This is a genomic window from Paenibacillus baekrokdamisoli (assembly GCF_003945345.1).
Classification (GTDB): domain Bacteria; phylum Bacillota; class Bacilli; order Paenibacillales; family Paenibacillaceae; genus Paenibacillus_Z; species Paenibacillus_Z baekrokdamisoli.
In genome coordinates this window covers 4,770,787-4,793,940 of sequence record NZ_AP019308.1, presented here as the reverse complement: position 1 = coordinate 4,793,940, position 23,154 = coordinate 4,770,787, and the positions used below count along the sequence as shown (strand labels likewise).

General features: G+C 46.9%; 20 protein-coding genes and 2 pseudogenes. 13 read left to right on the top strand and 9 right to left on the bottom strand.

Annotation, left to right across the window (positions count from 1 at the left end; translation table 11 throughout):
• The first annotated feature begins 13 nt into the window (after nt 1-13).
• The gene (locus tag EKN16_RS21150; protein WP_125661808.1) at nt 14-1,450 is read left to right on the top strand and encodes a sulfatase family protein; all 1,437 of its coding nucleotides are present in this window, start codon (nt 14-16) and stop codon (nt 1,448-1,450) included.
• A gap of 30 nt (nt 1,451-1,480) precedes the next feature.
• Here the strand turns inward: EKN16_RS21150 and cls are convergent, their stop codons facing one another.
• Complete coding sequence (gene cls / locus EKN16_RS21145) at nt 1,481-2,935, bottom strand: cardiolipin synthase (protein ID WP_125661806.1); 1,455 nt, start codon at nt 2,933-2,935, stop codon at nt 1,481-1,483.
• Nucleotides 2,936-3,263: 328 nt separating this feature from the next.
• Nucleotides 3,264-3,497: pseudogene (locus EKN16_RS33145) on the bottom strand (sensor histidine kinase); the annotation flags it as partial.
• Between the two features lie 382 nt (nt 3,498-3,879).
• Between EKN16_RS33145 and EKN16_RS21135 the strand changes: the two are divergent.
• From EKN16_RS21135 to EKN16_RS21115, 5 genes are all read left to right on the top strand, one after another.
• Nucleotides 3,880-4,344: a flavodoxin gene (locus tag EKN16_RS21135; protein WP_125661803.1), complete on the top strand. Its 465-nt coding sequence runs from the start codon at nt 3,880-3,882 to the stop codon at nt 4,342-4,344.
• Nucleotides 4,341-5,474: a PepSY-associated TM helix domain-containing protein gene (locus EKN16_RS21130; RefSeq protein WP_164522917.1), complete on the top strand. Its 1,134-nt coding sequence runs from the start codon at nt 4,341-4,343 to the stop codon at nt 5,472-5,474. Before EKN16_RS21135 ends, EKN16_RS21130 begins: the two co-directional genes overlap by 4 nt.
• Before the next feature lie 187 nt (nt 5,475-5,661).
• On the top strand, nt 5,662-6,987 hold the full coding sequence (locus tag EKN16_RS21125) for a M48 family metallopeptidase (RefSeq protein WP_232015899.1): 1,326 nt from the start codon (nt 5,662-5,664) through the stop codon (nt 6,985-6,987).
• Nucleotides 6,977-7,705 (top strand): hypothetical protein, encoded by a 729-nt coding sequence (locus EKN16_RS21120; RefSeq protein WP_125661797.1) that lies wholly within the window; start codon nt 6,977-6,979, stop codon nt 7,703-7,705. Before EKN16_RS21125 ends, EKN16_RS21120 begins: the two co-directional genes overlap by 11 nt.
• Before the next feature lie 122 nt (nt 7,706-7,827).
• Nucleotides 7,828-8,697 (top strand): ROK family protein, encoded by an 870-nt coding sequence (locus tag EKN16_RS21115; RefSeq protein ID WP_125661794.1) that lies wholly within the window; start codon nt 7,828-7,830, stop codon nt 8,695-8,697.
• A gap of 144 nt (nt 8,698-8,841) precedes the next feature.
• Here the strand turns inward: EKN16_RS21115 and EKN16_RS21110 are convergent, their stop codons facing one another.
• A complete protein-coding gene (locus EKN16_RS21110; protein ID WP_125661791.1) occupies nt 8,842-10,248 on the bottom strand; it encodes an MFS transporter in 1,407 nt (468 codons plus the stop codon).
• A gap of 120 nt (nt 10,249-10,368) precedes the next feature.
• Complete coding sequence (locus tag EKN16_RS21105; protein ID WP_125661788.1) at nt 10,369-10,908, bottom strand: TetR/AcrR family transcriptional regulator; 540 nt, start codon at nt 10,906-10,908, stop codon at nt 10,369-10,371.
• Between the two features lie 213 nt (nt 10,909-11,121).
• Here EKN16_RS21105 and EKN16_RS21100 point away from each other — a divergent pair, with 213 nt between their 5' ends.
• Complete coding sequence (locus tag EKN16_RS21100) at nt 11,122-12,339, top strand: copper amine oxidase N-terminal domain-containing protein (RefSeq protein WP_125661785.1); 1,218 nt, start codon at nt 11,122-11,124, stop codon at nt 12,337-12,339.
• Nucleotides 12,340-12,484: 145 nt separating this feature from the next.
• Here EKN16_RS21100 and EKN16_RS21095 read toward each other — a convergent pair whose 3' ends face one another.
• Both EKN16_RS21095 and EKN16_RS21090 read right to left on the bottom strand, forming a co-directional pair.
• Entirely contained in the window at nt 12,485-12,724 is a 240-nt protein-coding gene (locus EKN16_RS21095) for a hypothetical protein (protein WP_125661782.1), read from the bottom strand.
• A 216-nt stretch (nt 12,725-12,940) separates the two neighbouring features.
• Nucleotides 12,941-13,354, bottom strand: coding sequence for a hypothetical protein (locus EKN16_RS21090; protein ID WP_125661779.1), 414 nt, complete (start codon nt 13,352-13,354; stop codon nt 12,941-12,943).
• Between the two features lie 534 nt (nt 13,355-13,888).
• Between EKN16_RS21090 and EKN16_RS21085 the strand changes: the two genes are divergently transcribed.
• Together EKN16_RS21085 and EKN16_RS21080 are read left to right on the top strand one after the other, a co-directional pair.
• Nucleotides 13,889-14,875: an oxidoreductase gene (locus EKN16_RS21085; protein WP_125666500.1), complete on the top strand. Its 987-nt coding sequence runs from the start codon at nt 13,889-13,891 to the stop codon at nt 14,873-14,875.
• Between the two features lie 22 nt (nt 14,876-14,897).
• Nucleotides 14,898-15,638, top strand: coding sequence for an AAA family ATPase (locus EKN16_RS21080; RefSeq protein ID WP_125661776.1), 741 nt, complete (start codon nt 14,898-14,900; stop codon nt 15,636-15,638).
• Between the two features lie 62 nt (nt 15,639-15,700).
• On the opposite strand, the gene EKN16_RS21075 is transcribed toward EKN16_RS21080, so the two are convergent.
• Together EKN16_RS21075 and EKN16_RS21070 are read right to left on the bottom strand one after the other, a co-directional pair.
• The gene (locus EKN16_RS21075) at nt 15,701-16,537 is read right to left on the bottom strand and encodes a formate/nitrite transporter family protein (protein ID WP_125661773.1); all 837 of its coding nucleotides are present in this window, start codon (nt 16,535-16,537) and stop codon (nt 15,701-15,703) included.
• A gap of 13 nt (nt 16,538-16,550) precedes the next feature.
• Nucleotides 16,551-16,724, bottom strand: a pseudogene (locus EKN16_RS21070) (Rieske 2Fe-2S domain-containing protein); the annotation flags it as partial.
• A gap of 220 nt (nt 16,725-16,944) precedes the next feature.
• Between EKN16_RS21070 and EKN16_RS21065 the strand changes: the two are divergent.
• Nucleotides 16,945-19,158: an MMPL family transporter gene (locus EKN16_RS21065; RefSeq protein ID WP_125661770.1), complete on the top strand. Its 2,214-nt coding sequence runs from the start codon at nt 16,945-16,947 to the stop codon at nt 19,156-19,158.
• Between the two features lie 36 nt (nt 19,159-19,194).
• Nucleotides 19,195-20,793, top strand: coding sequence for a stalk domain-containing protein (locus tag EKN16_RS21060; protein ID WP_125661767.1), 1,599 nt, complete (start codon nt 19,195-19,197; stop codon nt 20,791-20,793).
• Between the two features lie 88 nt (nt 20,794-20,881).
• On the opposite strand, the gene EKN16_RS21055 is transcribed toward EKN16_RS21060, so the two are convergent.
• Entirely contained in the window at nt 20,882-21,421 is a 540-nt protein-coding gene (locus EKN16_RS21055) for a MerR family transcriptional regulator (protein WP_125661764.1), read from the bottom strand.
• Nucleotides 21,422-21,799: 378 nt separating this feature from the next.
• Here EKN16_RS21055 and EKN16_RS32385 point away from each other — a divergent pair, with 378 nt between their 5' ends.
• Both EKN16_RS32385 and pdaA read left to right on the top strand, forming a co-directional pair.
• The gene (locus tag EKN16_RS32385; RefSeq protein WP_164522916.1) at nt 21,800-21,946 is read left to right on the top strand and encodes a hypothetical protein; all 147 of its coding nucleotides are present in this window, start codon (nt 21,800-21,802) and stop codon (nt 21,944-21,946) included.
• 140 nt (nt 21,947-22,086) lie between these two features.
• A complete protein-coding gene (gene pdaA, locus EKN16_RS21050) occupies nt 22,087-22,872 on the top strand; it encodes a delta-lactam-biosynthetic de-N-acetylase (protein ID WP_125666498.1) in 786 nt (261 codons plus the stop codon).
• Nucleotides 22,873-23,154 lie beyond the last annotated feature (282 nt).

Below are 23,154 nucleotides of genomic sequence, written 5' to 3'. Positions count from 1 at the left end.
AGCGTGGAAATAGATGAGCAACAAACCTAATTTACTTCTAATCATGTGTGATCAATTACGATTTGATGTACTAGGGTGCTATGGCAACAACTTGGTGAAGACTCCGAACATCGACAGGTTGGCTAAACGGGGGATTTGCTTTGATAATGCCTATAGCCAAACTCCCGTTTGTATGCCAGCAAGACACGGCCTGATCTCAGGACTGCATCCGTTTGAACTCGGATTAACGGATAATACAGAGAATATTGAGGAGATTTCTGATCCTCTTCCTAAACTTGTGCGCGAGCAAGCTTATTTCACCTGCGCCGTGGGTAAAATGCATTTCGTTCCAGTCAGAGAACATCATGGATTTGATCGTATGTATCTTTCCGAAGAAATCCCCACTCATATTCAGGATGACGACTATTTACTTTTTTTACAAGAACAGGGCTATAGTCATATTATTGAACCCCATGGAAAACGAAGTGAGAATTATTACGTACCACAGGTATCCGACTTGCTGGAAGAAATGCACTCCACGGCATGGGTAGGGAATAAAACTTGTGAAGTTATTCGGGGGAACAAGAATAGACCCTTCTTTATCTATACTTCTTTTATTAAGCCACACCCGCCGTTTGATCCTTGTTCGCCTTATAATACAATGTACGACATAGAAGACATACCCGCACCGATACATACAGAGGAAGAGCGTGTTCCAGATGATCTCACCACGGATATTCAAAATGATTATAAGGTTAATGGTATCGAAAATGTGAATCATGAGGAGATAATGAAGCTTCGCGCCCATTACTATGGATGTGTCTCCTTTGTTGATAAACAGGTTGGCAAAATATTGGATACGCTCGACAATTTAGGGTTGACTGATAATACGCTAATTATTTTTACATCTGATCATGGAGAATTATTAGGGGATCATTATGCATTCGGCAAAAGATCATATTATGAAGCTTCGACTAGAGTGCCCATGATTGTAAGTTGGCCGTCTGTCCTGCCATTGGATGAGCGAAGAGCTCAATTTACTATGCTGCAGGATATTTATTCTACGTTTATTACTGTATCAGGCGGCACAGTACCTGCAGCTTCTTCAGGAAAGAATCTGATACAAGCCGGAATTCATCCTGAGATGCCTTTCCGGAATAAAGTAATTGCAGAGTTCGGACGAAGGCATACCTTAAAGATGATGATAAGATGGGAAAACTATAAGTATATCTACCATGCCAATGGCGGATTGGAAAATCTATATGATTTAAAGGCAGATCCAAATGAACTTCATAATATTGCAGACCAATATCCTCAGATTTGTGCTAATTGTCGGGAAGAATTGGCCGCCTATTATAAGTCATATGATTTTTCAGAAGCTCTTTCAGGAGAACAATTGATTAAATATGATCGAATAAAGCATGAATTTAAGGGGTATTTAAATCAATATCCGGTATGGTGTGAGGATTAGGTCCTCACATACAGCCTTTTAAGATTGCTTTTAAAGGATAGGGGATAGCAGTCTTGTGCAGGATTCTTTAAACCGCTGGAGCAGCGGCCTGCTCATATAGGCGTCATAAGTGAGCTCGAAGCTATCCTCGATATCGTCTTCAAAAACTCGCTTCAATGTCTGGGCCGTTCCAGAGTCGAAAATCATCGCATTGATCTCGAAGTTCAGCTTAAAGCTGCGGATATCAAAGTTGGCTGTGCCAATGGAGGCAACTTTGCCATCAACAACAATCATTTTTGCATGCAGGAAGCCTTTATCATATTGATAGCATCTGATTCCCTCTGCGAGCAATTCGCCCAGATAAGAATGCGATGCCCAGAACACCATTTGGTGATCGGGCCTGCTCGGAAGCATGATCCGCACATCTACACCAGAGAGAGCAGCCATTTTCAAGGCATTCAACATACTCTCATCCGGTATAAAATACGGGGTTTGAATATAAATGCTCTCTTTGGCTGCATTAATCATTTTGATATAGGCATTTTTAATTTGTTCCATCGCGCGATCAGGCCCGCTCGAAACGATTTGTATGCCTGCTAAGCCGCAATCCACGCTCTCGGGGAACAACTCCTCCATATTCCGGTCAATCGCAGCTGAGGAGGCCAAGTTCCAATCCATCATAAAATGTGCCTGCATCTGCTGGACCGCATAGCCTTGAATACGTAAATGCGAATCGCGCCAATAACCGAACCTCTTATTAAGTCCTAAGTATTCGTCCCCGATATTAATGCCGCCAATATAGCCGATCGTACCATCCATAATAGCAAGCTTCCGGTGGTTCCGATAATTAACTCGGATATTCAAATAAGGGATTTTGGAGGGGAAGAAAGCAGCTACCTCGCCGCCAGCATTCCTCAAACGGTCAAAGAAATGACGCGGAAGATGGGAACTGCCAATATCGTCATACAGAAAACGAACCTTAACGCCTTCACTTGCTTTTTTAGTAAGAAGATCGACCAATCGATTGCCGAGTCCGTCAGGCTGAACGATATAGTACATGAGATGAATGTGATGCGTTGCAGCTTCGATGTCGCGGATGAGTGCATCGAATTTGTCGTTCCCGTTCGTGAAGATATCAATCGCATTATTCTGAGAATATAGCGCAAATCCGCTCGTCAGGTTCATATAGATCAGATCCTGATAATTCTCCATCGCAGGGTCATGATAGACAATCTGATGCTCCCTGAATTCTTTGCGCTGCGTCTCAATTAAGTCATTCATAGTCGAGAGAGTACGCTTGCTGATCTTGTACAATTTCTTCTTACTCATATTTTGCCCGAAGATTAAGTAGAAGCCGAAGCCGACGACGGGTAGAAAGAGCAGCACCATGAGCCATGCCCAGGTTACCCCGACATTGCGTCGTTCCATGAAGATGACCGCAATAGCGAGGGGGATATTTAATATGGTAATGATTTCGTACAGATTAGTATAAAATTGGGAAGTCATTGGACACCTCTGATTTTTGTTGGTCGAAGCTGTAAGCAACGTTAACCTTAATGCTGATATTAAAGTAATTTACATGCTTTAACAATGTCAATCTAACTCCGCAGGGTCGTATTAAACCAAATATTGGGTTTGAATGGAACTAAGCGAAGTTAAATTACGCGAAGCGCAGCACGGGAAATATCGTAAGACAAATAAAGGCTATAGAACTTTTCCTCTAAAAGAAAAGATGCTATAGCCTCTATGGTTACAGAAGGGCCAGCTTCCGCGAGAGGGGAAAACCCATCGAGATCACGGCGCCGCCAGCTTCTTGGTTGCCGGCTGTTATTTGTCATTTGCAGCGCTCCACGATAGCACGGGAGATCGCAAGGCCCAATCCCGTTTCGCCGTCTTTTCCTTTCACGAAACGATGGAACAGATAGGGAATAAGCTCTCGCGGGATTCCTGCACCGTCATCCGCAACGGCAATATTCATCCGGTTATTAACGACATGAACCTCAATGAGAATTTCACTAGTTGCATACCGGGTCGCATTCGACACAACGTTCAGCAGCGCCTGTGATAATTTATCTTTATCTGCTCAGACTGAACCGCATGCCGCATTCCCAGTGATTCCTGGAAATGATGAGCGGGAAGTTATCTAATGGCGTTAAGGCGATAACATTGCGTAATCTTTAGTGCGTCGGTCATCATTTATCGTGTGTGAGAATCGTAGAATCGTCTCTTGAGGCGATTCTTTTTTGTGGAAAAAATTAAATAGCTGTTTGAGGGGTGTCATGACAGTAGATGATTGATGAGCGATGAACGATTCTAATTAGTTCTATTGACAATAGTTCTCACTTTAATGATAATGATAATCATAATCATTAAAGTGATGAAGAAATTGCCTGCACGCACAGCGTGAAGAGGTCTGGTTCATTACTACAAAAGAAAAGAGGAATGAAATAATGGCTGGGGATGTTCTTCTCATTTATGCCAGTATGACCGGCAACACTCGTGAGTTGGCCGAAAGCGTTGCGAAGGGGCTCCAAGCGGCCGATCTCAAAGTCGAGATGAAGGAAGTTTACGATGCTTCACCGGCGGAGCTGCTGGCGTATGACAATATTATCTTGGGTACCTACACCTGGGGGGAAGGGGATTTGCCTGATGAGTTTCTAGATTTCTTCGATGATATGGGCACAATCGATCTGACCGGCAAGCATGCGGCTGTGTTTGGATGCGGAGATACGTCTTATGAGCATTTTGCGGTGGCGGGTGACATTCTCCATGAACGGTTGGCTGAGCGGGGAGCCGTGGTGTGGGAGCGAACGATCAAGATCGACCGTGTCGCGGACAAAAGAGAGCTTGAAGAATGCAAGCAATTCGGTATGGCCTTCGCGGAGCAAGTGCTGCAGATCGGAGGAGCACGTTGAGAAAGTGGATGCTTCGAACCCATCTCGTCCTTAGTCTTTTCCTCGGTCTATTCTTTGTTGCGATATGCTTGAGCGGCAGTTTTCTGGTCCTGCGCACCGATATCGACAGGTGGCAGCATCCGGATTTGTACAAGGCAACTCCAGGGCATGCCACGCTCCAGACGATTTTGACTAATGCGACGGAGGCTAACGCCGGCAAAGTTATCGATTATTTTGAATATCCGCGCAAGGAAGACGGTCTCTTCCATGTATGGCTCACTACACCTGATGGTAAAGGCCCCGAACAACAAGTGTTCATCGATCCCGGCTCAGGCAAAGTGCTGGGTCAGAACGATGGAGAGCAGTCCGTCTTCATGAAATTTATGGGTAATCTTCACTATTATCTTCTGTTGGAAGGGGTAATAGGGAATAATGGCGCGCAATTAGTCGAAGCTATCGTCGGTTTGGTTTTCCTAATCGTACTCGTCACTGGCGTGTTCGTCTGGTGGCCTGGTATCCGTAAGTTCGCGTCAGGCTTTCGTATCGTACGGCATAAGGGTAAGCTCGTTTTCCAGCGCGACCTTCATAGGTCGATTGGCATCGTCACTTCGCCGATCCTTATCGTATTTGCGCTGACAGGCATATTGTTCACTTCTGATGCGGCTCTGAACCTCTTTGGAGGATTCCAGACCTATGTCGACGCTCCGGCTGAACGCAAGACGATCAAACCTGGAGGAGAACCGCTACCACTCGATCAGCTTATCGCCAAAGTGCAGCAAGTCGTACCTAATGGCGATCCCGTCTATGCGACGAATTCGGTCGATCCGACCCAAGCCAGCGCCGTCATCATGAATGTGGGCTACAATCCCTCCCAATATGGCAACGTGACCACATACATAAACCAATATACGGGCGATATATTGTGGAAATCCGATCCTTCCTCTAAGTTATCCATCTATCAGAACTTGAAGTACGGCTTACACTTCGGCACATGGGGCGGCGAGTTCTCGAAGATTTTGTACGTGATCATAGGAGTAGCTCCGCTGTTCTTCATGATCACGGGAGTGACGATCTGGCAGCTCAAAGCAAGGGCGAAGCGCAGAAGTAAAAAGAGAATTCCTAGAGCTTCATTGCCTACCTCTGCTGCCTAATCAGCTGATGTGAGAACGGAACGAGCTGTTCTCCGATATGAAGTGCATCGTATACAATGAACCCACCAAGCAGAAACTGCAGGTGGGTTTATTTCATTTTTTATATGATCGGGTTATTCCTCATTCTAGGGGGAGATGTTCTTCAAATTTCACCTGCGAAGGAATAATGTTATGATTAAATAATTCCATGAGTAGACGATTAGGAGACGATGCCATGCCCGAATACAAGCGATCCCATTTGCTGAAATACTTTCTTCTGTTTATAGGTTATGCCTTGGTTATGGCGGCCTACAGTTGGTATACATCACCGAATCAAGTTCCCGCTGTTTATTCAGGTACAGCGGCAGATCCGGCTACATTCTTCACGCCAGCTCAGCTGAAGGATAGTGAAACACTAGGCGGTCTTAGAAACTGGATTTTCTTCATGAGCGGGCCTTGGGAATGGTTGATTTACGTGCTTCTCTTGTCAGGAGGATTGGCGCGGTATTGGAGGGATTCTCTGAAGCGGACGAAGCTTCCGATCACGATTAGATTCCCGATCTTCGTGCTGTTGGTGCAGGCTGCATCGTTCCTACTGTATCTGCCTTTGCGCATTACAGGCTACAGTATATCCAAGACCTACGGGATATCGACACAGCCGGTGCTCAGCTGGATAAGAGATAAGCTAGTTGATTTCGGAGTCGGCTATATCACAGTGCTTGCTGTATCGGCAGTGGCCTTCTGGGTAATTTCCCGAGGGGGTCGTTGGTGGTTTAAGCTTTGGGTTATTTCTATCCCCTTCATTGTGTTTATGATGTATATTCAACCCGTGGTCATCGACCCTTTGTACAATCATTATTCCCGTTTGTCTGATCCTGTGCTGGAGCAGCGTATTCTGAATCTCGCAGCAAAAGCGGGCATCTCGGCGGATCGCGTATATGAAGTGGATATGTCGAAGAAGACCAACGCGATGAATGCTTATGTGAACGGAATCGGTTCTTCTCTGCGTATCGTGCTGTGGGATACGACGCTTAAGCAGTTGAATGAGCAGGAGATCCTGCTCATTATGGCGCATGAGATGGGACATTATGAGATGCATCATCTGGAGTGGAGTGCGCTTGGCGCAGTAGGATCCTCGCTTGTGATGCTTACAGTTGGCGGTTTTCTGTATAGGTGGCTGGTGAGGCGATGGGGAGCAGGCTGGGGGATTCGCAGCCTATCGGATATGACGGCACTGCCGCTATTGCTGCTTCTTATAGCTGTGCTTTCCTTTGTTAGCTTGCCCATATCGAACCAAGTAGCAAGCCAAGCCGAATCGGCAGCTGATGCCTATGGGATGAAGCTGATCGGAAGCGCGGAAGGGGCGATCTCTATGCATCAGAAGCTGGCCGTAGCTTCGCTAGATGATGTGAATCCGCCGCTGCTTGTGCGCTGGTTCCAAGGTGATCATCCTAGTGATCTGGAGAGGATCTTGACGGCGCTTAAGTTTGAGAAAGAGCATAAGCAGGAAAAGGCGAAGCCTGATGGAAAGTGATCACATTTCGCTGTATTTGATGAGTGGATTGGCTACGGCTCCTCATTTTTTGGATGGATTTCGGAGTGCCTTACAAGGTATGCTGGAGAAGAGAGGACATCATGTTCATTCCGAACTGTTATTTCCTTACGGCGACTGGAGTCGAAGGGTCCTCCCACAGCTGCGGGAGATTGGTCTAGACATGCGGCTCGGTGTCTCCCGTTATACGCGATCCATTGGAGGAAAGCGGGCATTGGAAGCGATAGACGCAAGGTCGTTCAAGGATGGCAGCACAGGGAGAACCATTCTAGTTGGCCATAGCGGAGGCGGTGTCGCAGCTGTTCATGCTGCGAGGTTGCTCCTAGAGCGGGATGGGGGAGAGCCATGCCTCGTTATCCTGATCGGAGTACCCAAATTTCGGATACCGCTAGAGCTTCGGAATTCGGTTCTTTACTTGTATGCTGTGGGCGATCGATTACCGGCAGGGAAGCAAGGTCCGGCCAAGCTGGCAGATGCCATTTGCCGGCTTGGGAGTTTCGGCGGTTGGGCGCGAGACGGGAGGATGCTTCCGGCATGGCGGATGAATCACTATGCACCTGAGGCCACTTGTGGGGTGCCGATTATCGGCGGCCACCCGGATTATTTTCGCGAGCAGCCTCCCTATATCAATTCGCATGGATTATCCAATGGGTGGCTTACTCTTCACGCGGTGTGGTCATGGCTCGAGGAGCGGATTTGAGCTTGGCAATCGCAATGTGCGGCCAACCGCTAGCCACTGTAGTTAAAGGATGCAGGGCGTTAACAGAATTCAATTCTTTCAGGCAAAGTCCTGTATAAACATTTTAGGAGGAAGAAATAAAGATGATCATTGGAGCGGTTGAAGCTGGGGGAACGAAGTTTGTATGCGGGATTGGCAATGAGGAAGGGGTCATACAGGAGCGGGTTAGCTTCCCGACAGAGCGCCCTGAGGAGACATTGGCTCAGGTTATCGATTACTTCCGGGACAAGCAGGTAGAATCTATTGGCGTGGGTACATTTGGTCCCATTAATATTGATCCTTTAAGTCCACTTTACGGTTATGTGACTACGACCCCGAAGCCGGGTTGGGGCAACTATCCCTTCCTTCCGGAGCTGAAGAAAGTATTCGATATTCCTTTTGGCTGGGATACGGATGTGAATGCGGCTGCACTTGGAGAAGCGACTTGGGGTGCGGCTAAGGGATTGGACAGCTGCCTCTACTATACAATTGGAACAGGAGTTGGCGTTGGTGTATATGCCGAAGGGAAGCTTGTTCATGGTCTTGTTCACCCAGAAGGAGGGCATGTATTAACAAGGAGACATCCGGATGATACATATGAAGGATTCTGCCCCTATCATGGAGATTGTCTAGAAGGAATGGCGGCTGGTCCAGCATTGGAGGGTAGATGGAAGGTGAAGGGCAGCGAGCTTCAGCCGGATCATCCCGCTTGGGCGATGGAAGCCTTCTATATCGGACAGGCCATTACTTCAGCTGTATTGTTGATGTCGCCGAAGAAAGTCATTCTTGGCGGTGGTGTGATGCATCAGATGCACCTATTCCCGATGATTAGGGAAGAAGTGAAGAAGAACCTCAATGGCTATATTAGTGCGCAAGCCCTGCTCGAAGGTATGGACGATTACATCGTCCCGCCTGGACTTGGAGACAATGCAGGTCTAAGTGGCTCTCTGGCTCTGGCTCTCAGAGCGCTATAACAATGCAGCTTTCAACCGAGAGAATGAGAAGACCAGACTGACGATTGGACATAATAGGCAACAAGTGAAGAAGAGCCGGGTCATCTAAGATGATAGCGGGGCCATCTATGATGATGACCCCGCTCTTTATCGTTGAAGGATAGGCTAAGCGACTTCTGGCGCTGCCTTGGCTTGGCGAGAGGAAACCCAAATGCTGACGGTAAGAATACTGATCAAGCCAAGTGCAATCATGACTGCGCTGGTAAACAAGGCTGGTATGACATGGGTTCCAAAGTCCGCCTTCGATTGAATAGCAGAACCAGACTGGAAGATAAGGCCGCCAATGGCAATGCCGAACACCCCTCCAAGTTCACGGGTTGCATTGCTAATTCCGCTAGCCTCAGCTGATGCTGACTCAGGAACGGAGGAGAGAATGCCATGGGATAGCGGCGTGAAGCTTAGCCCCATACCTGTGCCAGCGAGCATCATGAAGGGCGCCATGTATCCGAATGGGAAATCAACGCCGAAGTGAAGAATAAGAACGCCGAAGCCAACAAGCGCGATACTTTGGAGGGCGAGCCCTGTCATGAGAACAGCACGAGTGCCGAATTTTCCAACCGCAAGTCCTGCTAGAGGAGCGGCTATCATGGTGCAGCCGGTCCAAGCCATCTCACGAACTCCCGCTTCAAGTGCCGTATAGCCTTGTGCCTGCTGAAGAAACAAGGTCAGCAGGAAGATTGCACTGAATATACCAGCATTCATCCAGAAGCCCGTAAAGACAAACGTTGAATATTGGCCGCTGCGGAACAAGTCGAAGCGAATAAAAGGATGCTGCCGACTGCGCTCCCATAGATAAAAGAACAAGAGTAAGAGTAATCCACCAGCTAGCAGAGAGAGAACAAGGGCGGAGCCCCAGCCATCTGTATTACCTCGCTCAAGTCCGAAGACAATTCCGAACAATCCGCTTCCAAGCAGTAGAATACCGAGAGGATGAATCGGTTTCTTCACACCGCGTGCCTCTGGCAGCCATTTCATCCCCAGCAGAAAAGCCAAGATACCGATAGGAACGTTAACCCAGAAGATCAGCTGCCAAGGCGCGCCATTGATGATAAGTCCGCCGACAAGGGGGCCAACAGACAGGCCAAGCCCAGAGATTCCAGACCAAATGCCAAGTGCGGCAGCCCGCTTATCCGCGGGAAAAGCTGAATTGACGAGCGTCAAGCTGATCGGAACAATAGCTGCACCACCGATGCCTTGAAGCGCACGGGACAGAATCAGCGCGATTGAGCTATCGCTAAGACCGGATAGAGCCGAACCAAGCGTGAACAGCACGATCCCAGTAAGGAACATTCGTTTGCGGCCGAAACGCTCACCTAATACGCTGAAGGGAATAAGCAGAACCGCGAAGGCTAACGTATAAGCATTCATGAACCATTCCATGTCGGATATACTAGCATGAAACGATTGTTGGATGGAAGGCAAAGCGACACCTATTACGAGATTATCAAGCATAGCCATAAATAAAGTAACACAGGTAACAACGAGCAGTTTGACACGTGAGGCGGTAAACATCGGGGAACAACTCCTTTGATTTATTATTTATTGATAAATAAATGTAAATCCAAATAAAAAGGCAAAGCAGGTTAGAGATCTTTGCCTTACTATCACTATCTCAATCATGAAACCATGCTGCTAAAGGACGTGGTCGTGATTGTCCCTCCAGGGGCATAACTTCGGAAGGCTCAAGACTTCGGACATTGCGATCGCTAGTCCATGCCCGATAAAGGTGCTGGCCAAATCACCGGCATTAGGAAGACCCGCCTGCTCGAAACGGCTTTTCACCCGCTCATAGACCTTGTCGAACTCATTGCGCGTATATTCTCGAACGGCTGGCTCAGGCGTCGCATAAGCCATCATAACGAGCAGCATTTCATTACGGTGCTCAATGAGTAATTCTGCGAATGCCCGACCAATGGTTTCCATGAGCTGTTCAGGGGGTGCTTGCACGGTGCCAAAGGCGTTATGAATGCGATTGGAGGCTCTCTCCAATACGGACAGATACAACGATTCCTTGGATTTAAAAAAGTGAAAAACATAAGGTTGAGTTACACCTACAATACGTGCTACTTCGGCAGTTGTAGTTTTATAGTAGCCACTTTCTGCGAATAGAGAAGCAGCGGCATCGAGTATTTGTTCTTTGCGGGATAGGGAAGCATCGTCTTTAGGTGACATTATTGCGAAAGCATCTCCTTAGTGTTTATTTATTGACTAATAAATAAATATCATATTTAGTTAGATGATGTCAACTGTTTTTCATCATGCTTAGCTTGTTTTTGCCGGTACTTCTTCATTTTGATGCTTTTCCTCTAGTAAAAGTTTACCAGCCCTTGTAGTATAGGTGGGTGACAGTCTGCCCCTATTACGAAACGATGAGGAGAGCAATGCATGAATAAAATGAAGCTAACTAAGATAGTCAGATTGTTAATAATCACCCTCATCCTAACTTCTGGGGCCGCGAATATTCCGGGGTATACAGCAGCAGCTGCACAATCAGAACCTATTCCAGTTATCGTTAATGGGAAGAAATTGGTCCAGGCCGAGGCATGGATCAGGAATGGTGTAACGATGGTCCCATTCCGCAGCTTCCTCGAGTCGGTTGGCTCAAAGGTCCGCTATGAAGCGAAGACAGGTGAAATTACAGCCACAGTAGGCGACGAGACGATTACTCTTTTTGTAGGAGATGATGTCTTGCAATATAAGGATTCCCTGTATCTATTCCCGCCAGCAATTGAGATTACGGTCATCCATGATCATATTTACTTGCCGCTGCGAGTGCTTGGAGAAGCCTTTGGTTACGTAGTGGGTTATGATCATTCAGGTAAAAAGGTCACGCTTACGAAGCTCGGATTCGGACAGGATGCAGCTATTAAGACATTATTGGAAACATACCTTCAGCCAGATCATGAACAGCCGCTTGCGAATCTGATGACACCCGATAATCCATATTTGATTTATAATCAGGTTCCGCATCATGAGAATTACGGGCCTTATCGGAGCTATGAGGGATGGATTGGCCAGATAACGTACACATCAGATACGGAAGCCGTTGTGACTGCAGGCTATAATGCGAAGACCCAATCTTTGAATACATCTGCGGAAATTAAGTTTTCCTTGCGGAAAGTAAATCAGGACTGGAGGATAGCCAATCAGAATCCAGTGCATTATAAGATGGATTTGCCAAGCGATGCCGATCAATCTGTGAAAGAGCTACGGAAGAATGACCCAGACAAGGTTGAGCATGTGCTGCAGGATGTGAAAACCTATTATAAGGCTATGAATGATGAGAATATAGAACTGGCTGTGCAGTTCATCTCGCCGCATTTCTTCGAAGAATGGAATCGTGTTACACAAGGGGACTATAAATCGGTATTGAGAAGCGGCTTCGATAACGCAGCAAGGAAAGATGAGCTTCTCGATGCCCGGGTTCTATATGCGGATGATAAACATGCAGTTGTGCATGCTCACATCATGTTTAGTGAGCAGCTTAATGGTAGCGATGATATTGAAGGACCGTACGAGTATGAACTCTTAATAAGTATGGATCTCATAGACGGCAATCGGTGGACCTACAGAGACGAGATCGATCTCAACGGAGATTATTAAGTGTAGTCAGAGACAGTAGACAAGAAACGACCTCTTCCTGGTGTGAGTAAACGGGGAGGAGGTCGTTTGCTTTGCATGGTTTGATACGTATAGCCTGTTAGCTTCTTGATGAAGGTGAAGGAGAATAGGTAAGAGGAATAGCTTGTTAAGCGGCAATGCGAGGATTACGAAGTGGAGCGCGGCCATTCTCAGCAATGACGCGAAGCTCCTGAAGCAAATCATCCAGCTCTTGGCGGAGCGTGTGCAGTTCATTGTTGCAGCGATTTTGCAGCTTTTGCAATTCAATTGAGTTTAGTTGATCCTTACGAATTTGATAAATGAGTTTGTTTGTCATCGTTTCACTATCGCTAATTCGGTCGGTATACTCCATTACAAGGCTCGGCAAGGTATCCACTCCTTTACGTTTGTGATTACTATAACAGGAGAATGTTAACAATAGATTTCTGCAATGTATGGGGAATGTAAGAAAATGCGCCAACTAGTAGGGATAGAATCTCGGAATCGGACCATTCTAACTCGGAAACGGCTGGCAATAAGCCAAAAACCTCCAATCATGTGTTATCAAACACGTGATTGGAGGCAATTGTTCTTACCCGTACGTTCAAGAAAAAGGGTGACTGGCGTAAGTACTGGTTGTTACCATTTCCTCAAGCTCAGCTTTCTGCAGATGATAAGTAGCTACAGAGAGGCTCCCGCTTGCAAGGCGAGCATCAAGCTGCGCCGTTAATTCGGCAACCTGCAGATTGATGACATGCTGAACATGGGTATGGTTAGCGTTAGCTATGTCGGCTAATGATTGGCCTGCATATAAGGCATCATAGATCTCTTGATCAGACGAAACGCCAAGCAGCTGCTGCAAATCATCATTGGGTGCTTCCTTTTCCTCCGGTTGTGCTATATAGGTAACATTAGATTTATCCAGAGGATCTGCGCTTGTCTTGGTGGCACCAATTCCACTGCTAAAGGATAGAGCAGCAGCCATAGTACCGATCAATAACATTCGTTTTGCATTCATTCGAATCCCTCATTTCCATCCAAGCTTCACTTGGTGAATATCTTTATTGTACAGGTTCTACCTTAAAACGATATGAAATAGAGTTGAACGTTTACTGAACTCGCGGGTGGATAATGACTCGTCCCAGCTTAGCTTGTTCTTTTACTGAAGCTATAAAGAACGAGCAGAAGGACGATCTCGCGCAGCTATTACTTACTACGTTTACAACCGCCCTTTAGTTTCATTAACCTTATTACTTGGCGAATCATGATAAGCTACCCTTTCATCTTTGGCAGCAGAGGAGCCAGATCCATAGTCCGCTTTAAGCCGTGGAATAATCATTTTGCCACGCGATAATCTTCCGAATACTGTGTCTCAGCCATTTGCCATCCAATCATACAGATGCTTCCTTAATCTGATGTAAAATAAGTAAATCAAGAAGGAATAAACATGAATAGGACGAATTTTATTCGTAATCATTTGTACTCCGATGCTGGCGTATTCATAAGGGAGCTGCTGCAGAGAAGTGCAGTTAACGATCAAGGGGGTGCTACAATGGATGCTTTTAAAGCACTGTTCGTAGATAAGATAGATAAGGAAGCTGTTATCAGCACCCGTGCAATTGGTTTGCATGACCTTCCAGATGGCGATTTACTTATTAAAGTGAATTATTCGAGCGTAAACTATAAAGATGCCTTAGCATGTAAGTCGGACGGGAATATTGTCAAAAGCTACCCGTTCATTCCTGGAATTGACTTGGCAGGTACGGTAGTAACTAGTGGGACTGAGCGGTTTCAAGCCGGGGATGAGGTCATTGTAACCGGCTATGGCCTTGGCGTAAGTCATTATGGCGGATTTAGTGAGTATGCTTGTGTTCCATCGGAGTGGGCATTGAAGCTGCCTAATCATTTGTCCCAGAAGGAAGCCATGCTTGTGGGTACGGCAGGCTTCACCGCGGCATTATCGACATTGGAAATTCAGGAGAATGGTGTGAAGCCCGAGGATGGACCGATTCTGGTTACGGGAGCCACTGGTGGAGTAGGAAGCATGGCGGTGTCTATGCTGGCTAAGCTGGGCTATGAGGTTGTTGCCAGTACGGGAAAAGCGGACATGACGGAGGAGCTGCTCCGATTGGGTGCGGCACGGGTGATTGCGCGAGGTGAGCTTCATTCGGAGCGTACACGCGCCTTGGATAAGCAGCGCTGGGCTGGTGCGATAGACTGTGTCGGAGGGGCAACCTTAGCTTCCCTCTTGCCAGCTTTGCAATATGGTGGAGTCGTGGCGGCAAGTGGTCTAACAGGTGGTATTGAGCTGGATACCTCGGTATTTCCTTTCATCCTGCGGGGAGTGAGGCTTATTGGTATTGACTCAGTCATGATCCCAATGGCTAGACGGGAAAATGTATGGCAGCGCATGGCAGATTCATTCAAACCTTCACTCGAAGAGAGTTTGTATGAGGAGATCACATTAGAGCAGGTGAAGGATTATGTGCCGATCATTTTATCAGGACAGTCACGTGGAAGAGTGCTTGTACGGCTGTGATTAGTCCGAGCAGGAGGTAAGTATGCCTTTCTTAAAAAAGTTCTCTCTGGATTGGTCGAACGTAACGGAGGAGGATCGCAGTGAATTCCCTTTCAATATCGAGCCTCTGCAGAAGCTGAATGAGTATACCTTCACTTCGAATGTAACCTTCTTCATGGGAGATAATGGTTCGGGTAAATCAACACTTCTTGAGGCGATTGGAGCGTCATGCGGCTTTAGTATTGTGGGCGGCAGGGATTTAGTTATTCGTAAGGAGAAGGATGATGACTCTTTGTCGTCGATCATGAGGTTGTCCTGGCTTCCGAAGGTAACGAATGGCTTCTATTTCCGTGCGGAAACCTTTGATACCTTTGCAAATTATATCGATGAGCTGGCTAGAGACGTCGGGTCTTCGGCTTACAGACCTTACGGAGGCAAATCGCTAAACGAAGTTTCACATGGACAGGGATTTTTGACCTTTTTCACGAATCGGTTTGCCAGTAAGGGGATTTATATCTTGGATGAGCCTGAGTCAGCGCTATCTCCACAGAACCAACTAGCCTTCTTAAGGATCATTTGGGAGCTGGAGCAGGAAGGCCAGGCTCAGTTCATTATTGCCACTCATTCGCCTATACTGCTGGCATATCCCGGTGCGAAGCTGTTGCATTTCTCCGAACGAAATATTAGCGAGATCGAGTATGAAGCTACTGACCATTATAATCTGACTCGGGATTTTCTGAATAATAGAGAACGGTATTTCCGGACTTTATTTGTTGATGATTAACGATAGCGACGAGCATTCGCCTCTGCCATATTATAGATTGATTCTCTCAGCAGAAGCGGCAGTTAAGTCTTCTGTTGTCCCTGCTTTACGGCAATTGTGCTTGAGGCGGAACGTCTGAATGGCTTTTGCCCAAGGTAGAACAAAATGCCTGTGAACAGGGCGCCGCCAACAAAATTGCCTAGCAATACGGGAATTTGGTTCCAAAGCCACCAGTCAGCCATGCTTACTTTAGCGCCGAGCATCATGCCTGCGGGAATGACGAACATGTTGACGACCGCATGCTCGAAGCCTTGTGCGAAGAAGGTGAGAATAGGCAGCCACATTGCGATAATTTTGCCCGCTGTTGATTTCGAAGTCATAGCCATTACCACGCCGAGCGTAACCATCCAGTTGCAAAGGATCGCTTTTATAAAAACAAGGATCATGCCGCTTAAGCCCATTTTCTGATAGCCGAGCGTCTTGGCTTCACTCACTTGAATGAGCATCTTAGCCAGCGGATTCTCCATATCCGTCCCCATCTTGGTCACGGTCAAGTCATAGAAGACAGCGTATATCGCGCAACCGATCAGATGCCCCAGGATCACCCAACCATAATTAGCCAGCATACGAGACATCGTTGTTTGGCGCTCCAAAACAGCTAGCGGGATGAGTGCAAAGGTGCCGGTTACAAGCTCCAGCCCGAGTAATACAATCATAACAAAGCCAACTGGGAAAATAATCGCACCCGCTAGGCCGATCGAAGTCTGCGTAACGGCTGTATAAGCCAATGTGGTGGCGAAAGCGAGAATAGCTCCGCCAAGAATACCGCGAATGATCATTTGGAGAACACTCAGATTCGCCTTCGATGTTCCACTCTCGATCATCGTATCTAATATTTCCGCAGGTTTTACATAATCCATGTCCAAGTCCCCCTCAGATTGTTACATATATGGAGCCGCTCTCGTGATCTACTTCGGCCCTGAATGTCGTTACGCAGCCATCGTCCGGCTCATTCACAAGGCCGCTATACAGGTCGATTCTCCAGTCATGGAGAGGGCAATGTACGATCTTACCACACACCATTCCCTCTGACAACAGTCCGCCCTGAATGTATTCGCGCAAGTAGATTTATATACGTGTAAACCTGCAGATTGTCATTTTGCGAGAGAACGAACCGACGTCTTGAGGATGCATTTCTATTTTCTGGTCTTTCATTTTTAAAATATTGGAAATAAAGCTATAATAATAGGAATAAAGTGCTATTCTTAGTTCGCCTCAATTAGAAAGTAGCTGAATCATCCGTCTTGAAAACGAAAAGGAGCATCTCATGGCACAATATCTGTATCATTTTGGTAAATGGTCTTACCGCAAGCGCCGATTAGTAGTTACGGGTTGGGTTGTTGTTCTAATAGCAGCCTTAGTTATCGGCTTGAGCTTCAAAGGGGCTACCAGCAGTGAATTCTCTATTCCTGGAACCAAAGCACAAGAGGCGATTGATCTGCTAGGCAAAGAGTTCCCGGGCGCTAATGGCGGAACGGTGCGATTAATTTTCGCAGCTCCAGATGGTAAAACCTTGGATTCCCCAGATGTCAAAAAAGCGATTATGGCTACATTCGAGCAAGCACGTAAGGACAAAAATGTTGTTGCTATTCTAGATCCCTTCACGTTAAAAACGGTCAGCAAGGATAACCAGATCGGCTACGCAGATGTCATCTATAATGTTAATGCGCAGAAGGTTACCAAAGAATCCAAGGCTCAGATTGTTCAAAGTGCCGATGCAGCTCGCAATGCGGGTGTTCAGACAGAGTTTGGCGGGTCTGTCCAGCTCACGGATTTTGAAACCAGTCCCGTCCCTGAGGTGATAGGCGTATTCGTGGCCTATGCGATTCTTGCTTTTACCTTCGCTTCCTTGCTTGCGGCTGGATTGCCGATTATTACAGCGGTAATAGGGGTTGGGATTGGAATTATGGGTGTCATGTTCGTCTCCAGATTCGTCACTATGACATCCACAGCTACTATACTTGCTATCATGCTGGGTCTGGCTGTCGGAATCGACTACGCATTGTTCATCGTATCGAGACATCGTCAGCAGCTTGCTGAGGGCTTGGAGATCGAAGAGTCAATTGGACGTTCGGTTGCTACCGCGGGCAGTGCGGTTGTCTTCGCGGGACTTACGGTCATTATCGCGCTTGCAGGATTGTCTGTAACTGGTATTCCCTTCCTCTCCATTATGGGGCTTGCTGCTTCCTTCACGGTGCTGATAGCCGTTTTTATTGCGATTAACTTAATTCCAGCCTTTATCGGCATGGCGGGGCATCGTCTCAGTCCTGCGCGGAAGACGCGCATGTTCCGCACACCACCTACTGCTAATCAAAAGACCGTTTCACTGCGATGGGGACGTTTCGTTACGCGTTTTCCAGTCATTATCCTCTTGATTGGTATTGTGAGCCTTACCGTTATTAGCCTGCCGGCTCTTCATATGAGGCTGGGACTTCCGGATAACGGAGCCAAGGCGAAAGAAACGACCGAGCATAAGGGCTACGAGCTGCTTTCCAAAGGCTTTGGTTCAGGATTTAATGGTCCATTACTCGTCGTTATAGATGTGATTGGCAAGAAAGATTCTAAAGAAACGGCACAAAAGGTAACCAAAGAATTAACAGCTTTACCTAACGTTGCCTATGTATCTCCACCCAATTGGAATCAGACTCAAAAAATTGCTCTGGTCAGTGTTGTCCCAACAACAGGTCCCAACACGACTGAAACCAAAGATTTAGTCAATTCCATTCGGAATGGAACGGATGCGCTGCAAAAGCAGGAGGAGGTTAAGCTTCTCGTCACGGGAGTTACTGCTGTTAATATCGATGTATCAGACAAACTTAATTCAGCGCTGCCTGTATTTGCACTGGTAGTTGTTGGTTTGGCGATTGTGCTGCTTGCATTAGTTTTCCGTTCCTTACTTGTGCCGCTTAAATCCGTTATAGGATTCTTACTGAGCTTAACGTCATCGCTTGGTGTGGTAGTTTTTATTTTCCAAGATGGTCATTTCCTGAGTTGGCTCGGATTATCGCAGTCTGCGCCGATCCTAAGCTTCCTGCCCGTGCTGGTAACGGGTGTATTATTCGGCCTTGCGATGGATTACGAGGTATTCCTTGTTAGTCGAATGCGGGAGGATTACATCCATACAGGCAAGGCACGTGAATCGGTGGTAATGGGAGTTGGTCATAGTGGTCGTGTCGTTACGGCGGCGGGTCTCATTATGGCTGCTGTATTCGCCAGCTTCATCTTCACGGAAGACCCGATAACCAAAGCAATGGGCGTTGCGCTTACCTTTGGGGTGTTGGTTGATGCCTTCGTTGTGCGTATGACCCTTGTTCCTGCGGTTATGGTCTTGCTAGGCCGTGCGGCTTGGTATCTTCCGAAGTGGCTGGACCGTATAATGCCAAACATTGATATCGAAGGCGAATCACTGCTTAAGCAGCTAACGGACCAAGCGCCGGATAAAAATTTGAAAGCACGCAAGGATGCAGGCAGCAGTCGATAGATGAAGTGATAGATTCAGTAGTGGGGGAGTAATTAGATGAAATATGTTGGACAACAATCTCGTATTTTTTGTTTTATATTAGCTTTATTACTATTTTCAAGTCCATACTTGGCAGCTGCAGCGAAGGAAACTGCAGCTTCTGCCGACTCAGCTATTCAAGTCATCGCGAATGGAAAACCTCTGGATTTGGTTGTTAAACCGATCATTCTGAAGGGGAATGTTATGCTGCCGATGAAGTCATTGTTTGATAAAATCCAGATAAATGCTAGCTATGAGAAGGGTACTATCCTTGTTATAAGAGATGGGATAAGAATAACTGCTTCTCTTAATCAGACAAAAGTGACGATCGGCGATAGAGTGGTACAGTTAACGCAGCCTCCTACAGCTCAGAATGGGCGAATTTATATTCCGGTTCGACTTGTTGCACTTATTCTTAATCAAGATGTAACCTATGACGCGGCAAAGAAACAAGTCACTATCGGCTTTACACAAGAACAAACAGATGCTTTCCAAAGGAATCTATTTGAAGCGGCTATGCATGGGGATGCAGCATCAGCAGAGGCTATGCTGAAGAAGGGTGCAGACCCGAACGGAATGCTTATCAAAATGTATGGTCAGAATACACCGCTTGACTATGCGGTCTTAAAAAGTGCAACTGATGTTGTTCGCGTGTTATTGAAGTATGGAGCAAGGGTGGAGCACACGGGGCAAGATCTGGGATTCACGACGATCTTGCATCAGAATAGCGAGCTGCTGGATATGCTGCTAACAGCGGGGCTCAATCCGAATAGCTCGGGGAACACAGGAACATTATTGCAGACTGCAAGCGGGATTATCGGCATTGGAAATGAATCAGGTGAATTCACGAATCAGCTTCCAAATGTCGCGGTCGTACAGGTTCTATTGAGTCACGGGGCCGATCCTGGTATTGATGATTCCTTGACGCAAGCTGTTCAAGCTGAGAGTTATCCGATTATTCAAGCGTTGTTACAAGCGGGTGCAGATCCCTACAAACTGGATTCAAATCAGTCCACGCCGTATCAAAGAAGCACAAGTCGGGGCATTAGCAAATGGATGAAAATTCAGGACAAGCAGCCTGTTATACCTGTTCTTCATCTAGTTGACGATAAAGGGAAACCGCTCTTTGATGGTACTTTGGCACTGCGTTCTAACGATTCTACAAATAGAACGCAAATGTTTAATTGGTCAGTAGGGACGGCTTATCTGGATCTTCCTGATGGGAGTTATACCCTGCTTAACGTATCTACCTACAGCACGACAACTTTGATGCCCAAGGGTATAACTCTCGTGATCAAGGATGGGCAGGTTGAGTCGCCTGAATTGAAACTGCCTGCACCTAATGTGTTAGGTACGGTTTCCTTCAGTTCTCCAGACTTTAAGGATAACGGCTCCTTATTTATTTATGATTCAACGGGCAAATACTACTATGGGACGATCCAAGTATCGAATAAGAAATTCCAAACGTATCTGCCAGCTGGGGAATATCGAATCGTTGAGTATAACGATGGTACTGCAAGCTTCGAGGTGGATAGCAGCTTTACATTAGGAGAGAATGCTACCCAACTGGATGTGTCTGTTACTGTCGGAGCTTTAAAGCAGCTCAACCAGCACTGAGCAATGAAGGCAGCATCTATGAAAAAGAACGAGATTCCTCCGGGGTCTCGTTCTTTTTCGTTGTGGTGGGAAGCGGAAACGAAGTGCCTTACAGCAGCGAGAACAAAGTGCGCAAAAGACCGCGTTTCTTAGGCGGTGCTTGCAGCTTGGCAGCAGCAACGGGATGTATTTCGTCCTGCCCCGAGAAGGAGCGGGCGACCGGTGTCTGCATTGTTTCCATGGAAGCGGCCAACTGCTCAATCATTTGGCGGAGTTCCTCTAGCTCCTCGCGGTGCTGGAGCAGCTGCATGGAGACAACTTCGTCCGCTTTATGATCAAGCGTTCGTTCGACCAGCTCGATACGAGATAGCATATCTTCCATTGGTACATCAGAGACAGCTGCTTCGGGTTTACCAGGGGGAGACTCCGGCACTTGAATGTTGGTTATTATGGCGATATGGTCCAATGTTTCGCCGTGATCGATGCGGTCTTTAATATGAATGAGCAGGCCAATCTCCTGCTCCGAGAATATATAGTGACCGGCTCGGTCTTTTGGAAAGCAATCAGGGAATGTGGAAGCCCAACGTTTGATCGTCGTTTGGCTAACGGCTAGTAAATCTGCAGCATCCTTCGTTTTCAAAATACTCATTTCAATCCCTCCGCTTCGGTTGTGCTGGTATGGATATTCGCTATTCAAGACTCACTCCCTGCATGGCTGACAAAGGAAGTGTTGATTCGCTAAACAAAGTGTTTATGCGGGAAAATGCTGCGTTTTTTAGATCGTCTCAACAAATAAAGACACCCGTCGGGTGTCTTTGTCAGGAAGGTAGAAAACTGGTTACGCGATTGCTAAGGTCTGGCGTTAGACTTTGTCGACCCACAGCTGCTTCGAATGACGAGCTCGGACGGAATAACGATATTTTGGGTAGGTCTTTCTTTTTTACGGTTCAGCAGCTTCAATCTTCCCGTATAACTCCATCTGTCTTTTTGGTGGCGGAAGCAAGGGATGAAATATAAATGATGACCTGTGCTGCAGATTCCATCCTTCGATGCAGGCTGTATCCGTATTCGTGATGGACAATCGGAGCAATTTGCTGCCTGGCAGCCATATGCATCCGCCATTGGAGAGCGTGCCCAAGAAAATGGAGAGATCGAAACGACCAGCAAAGATTGATGGAGCCTTGGCCGATCCTAATGGGAATTTCTATGATCGATACACATGGGCATACTTTTTGGTTGGAGTGACATAATACCCCTGTATAAGAAAGATCAGCAGCTTATTGATAAGGCTGTTAAAGCAGGGGATGAGAAATGTTGAACAAACGATACGGTCTAGTAGTATTCCTCAGTGTGCTTGTGCTGCTAGCTATAAGTGTGAGCCCAGCTTCGGCTTCTCCAGGTGGCGTGTATCATTTTGGCTTCAAGAAGAGCGTTGGCGGGTCGCGTCCCTCGATTAATGAAGAAGGATTCAAGGGGATTCTGGAGAAGCATAATGCCATCTTCCTTGGAGATACGACTAAGAAAGAACTTTATCTCACCTTTGATAACGGCTACGAGAACGGCTTTACGCCGAAGGTGCTCGATGTATTGAAGGAGAAGCAGGTACCGGCCATTTTCTTCGTGACAGGCCACTATATCAAAGATCAGCCCGAGCTGGTCAAGCGGATGGCAGCAGAGGGGCATTTGGTTGGCAATCACTCTTGGAGTCATCCGGATATGAGCGGAATCTCCAGTGTCCAAATTGCAAGCGAGCTGACTAAAGTCAAGAGCGGGGCGACTCAGTTGACAGGCCAGTCGCAAATGGAGTATCTTCGCCCGCCAAGGGGCATATTCAGTGATCGTGTGCTTGCTGTTAGTAAGGAGCAGGGGTATATAAGTGTATTCTGGTCCGTAGCCTATAAGGATTGGGATACAAAAGCGCAACGAGGAGCGCGATATGCTTATGATAGTGTGATGAAGCAGCTTCATCCTGGCGCCGTTATCTTGCTTCACACGGTCTCGAAGGACAATGCTGAAGCGCTAGGCCAAATCATTGATGCTGCACACAGCCAAGGCTTCACATTTAAGCGTCTGGATCAGCTTTCAGTTAAAAGTTACTAATCTTATGGCTCAACGCTAAAATAAGTGCTTGATAAATTCGAAGCCTTGTACGTAAAAGTCCGCTATGCTGACGGATCATTCTTACGATCGCTGTTGTCTCCCTATTTCTTTGATTCTATCCCTTAGGGGTAGAAATCGGGAGACAAAGGCGAACGCTATCGCTTCTTCAGAACGATTCCGTCCGCTTCGCTTTTGTTTCGTGATGCCAAGCACTGATTATGGTTTAGGGCCCAAATTAATAGGCTGTTTAACGAAGCTTAAGCTAAGTAATATAAGAAAGGG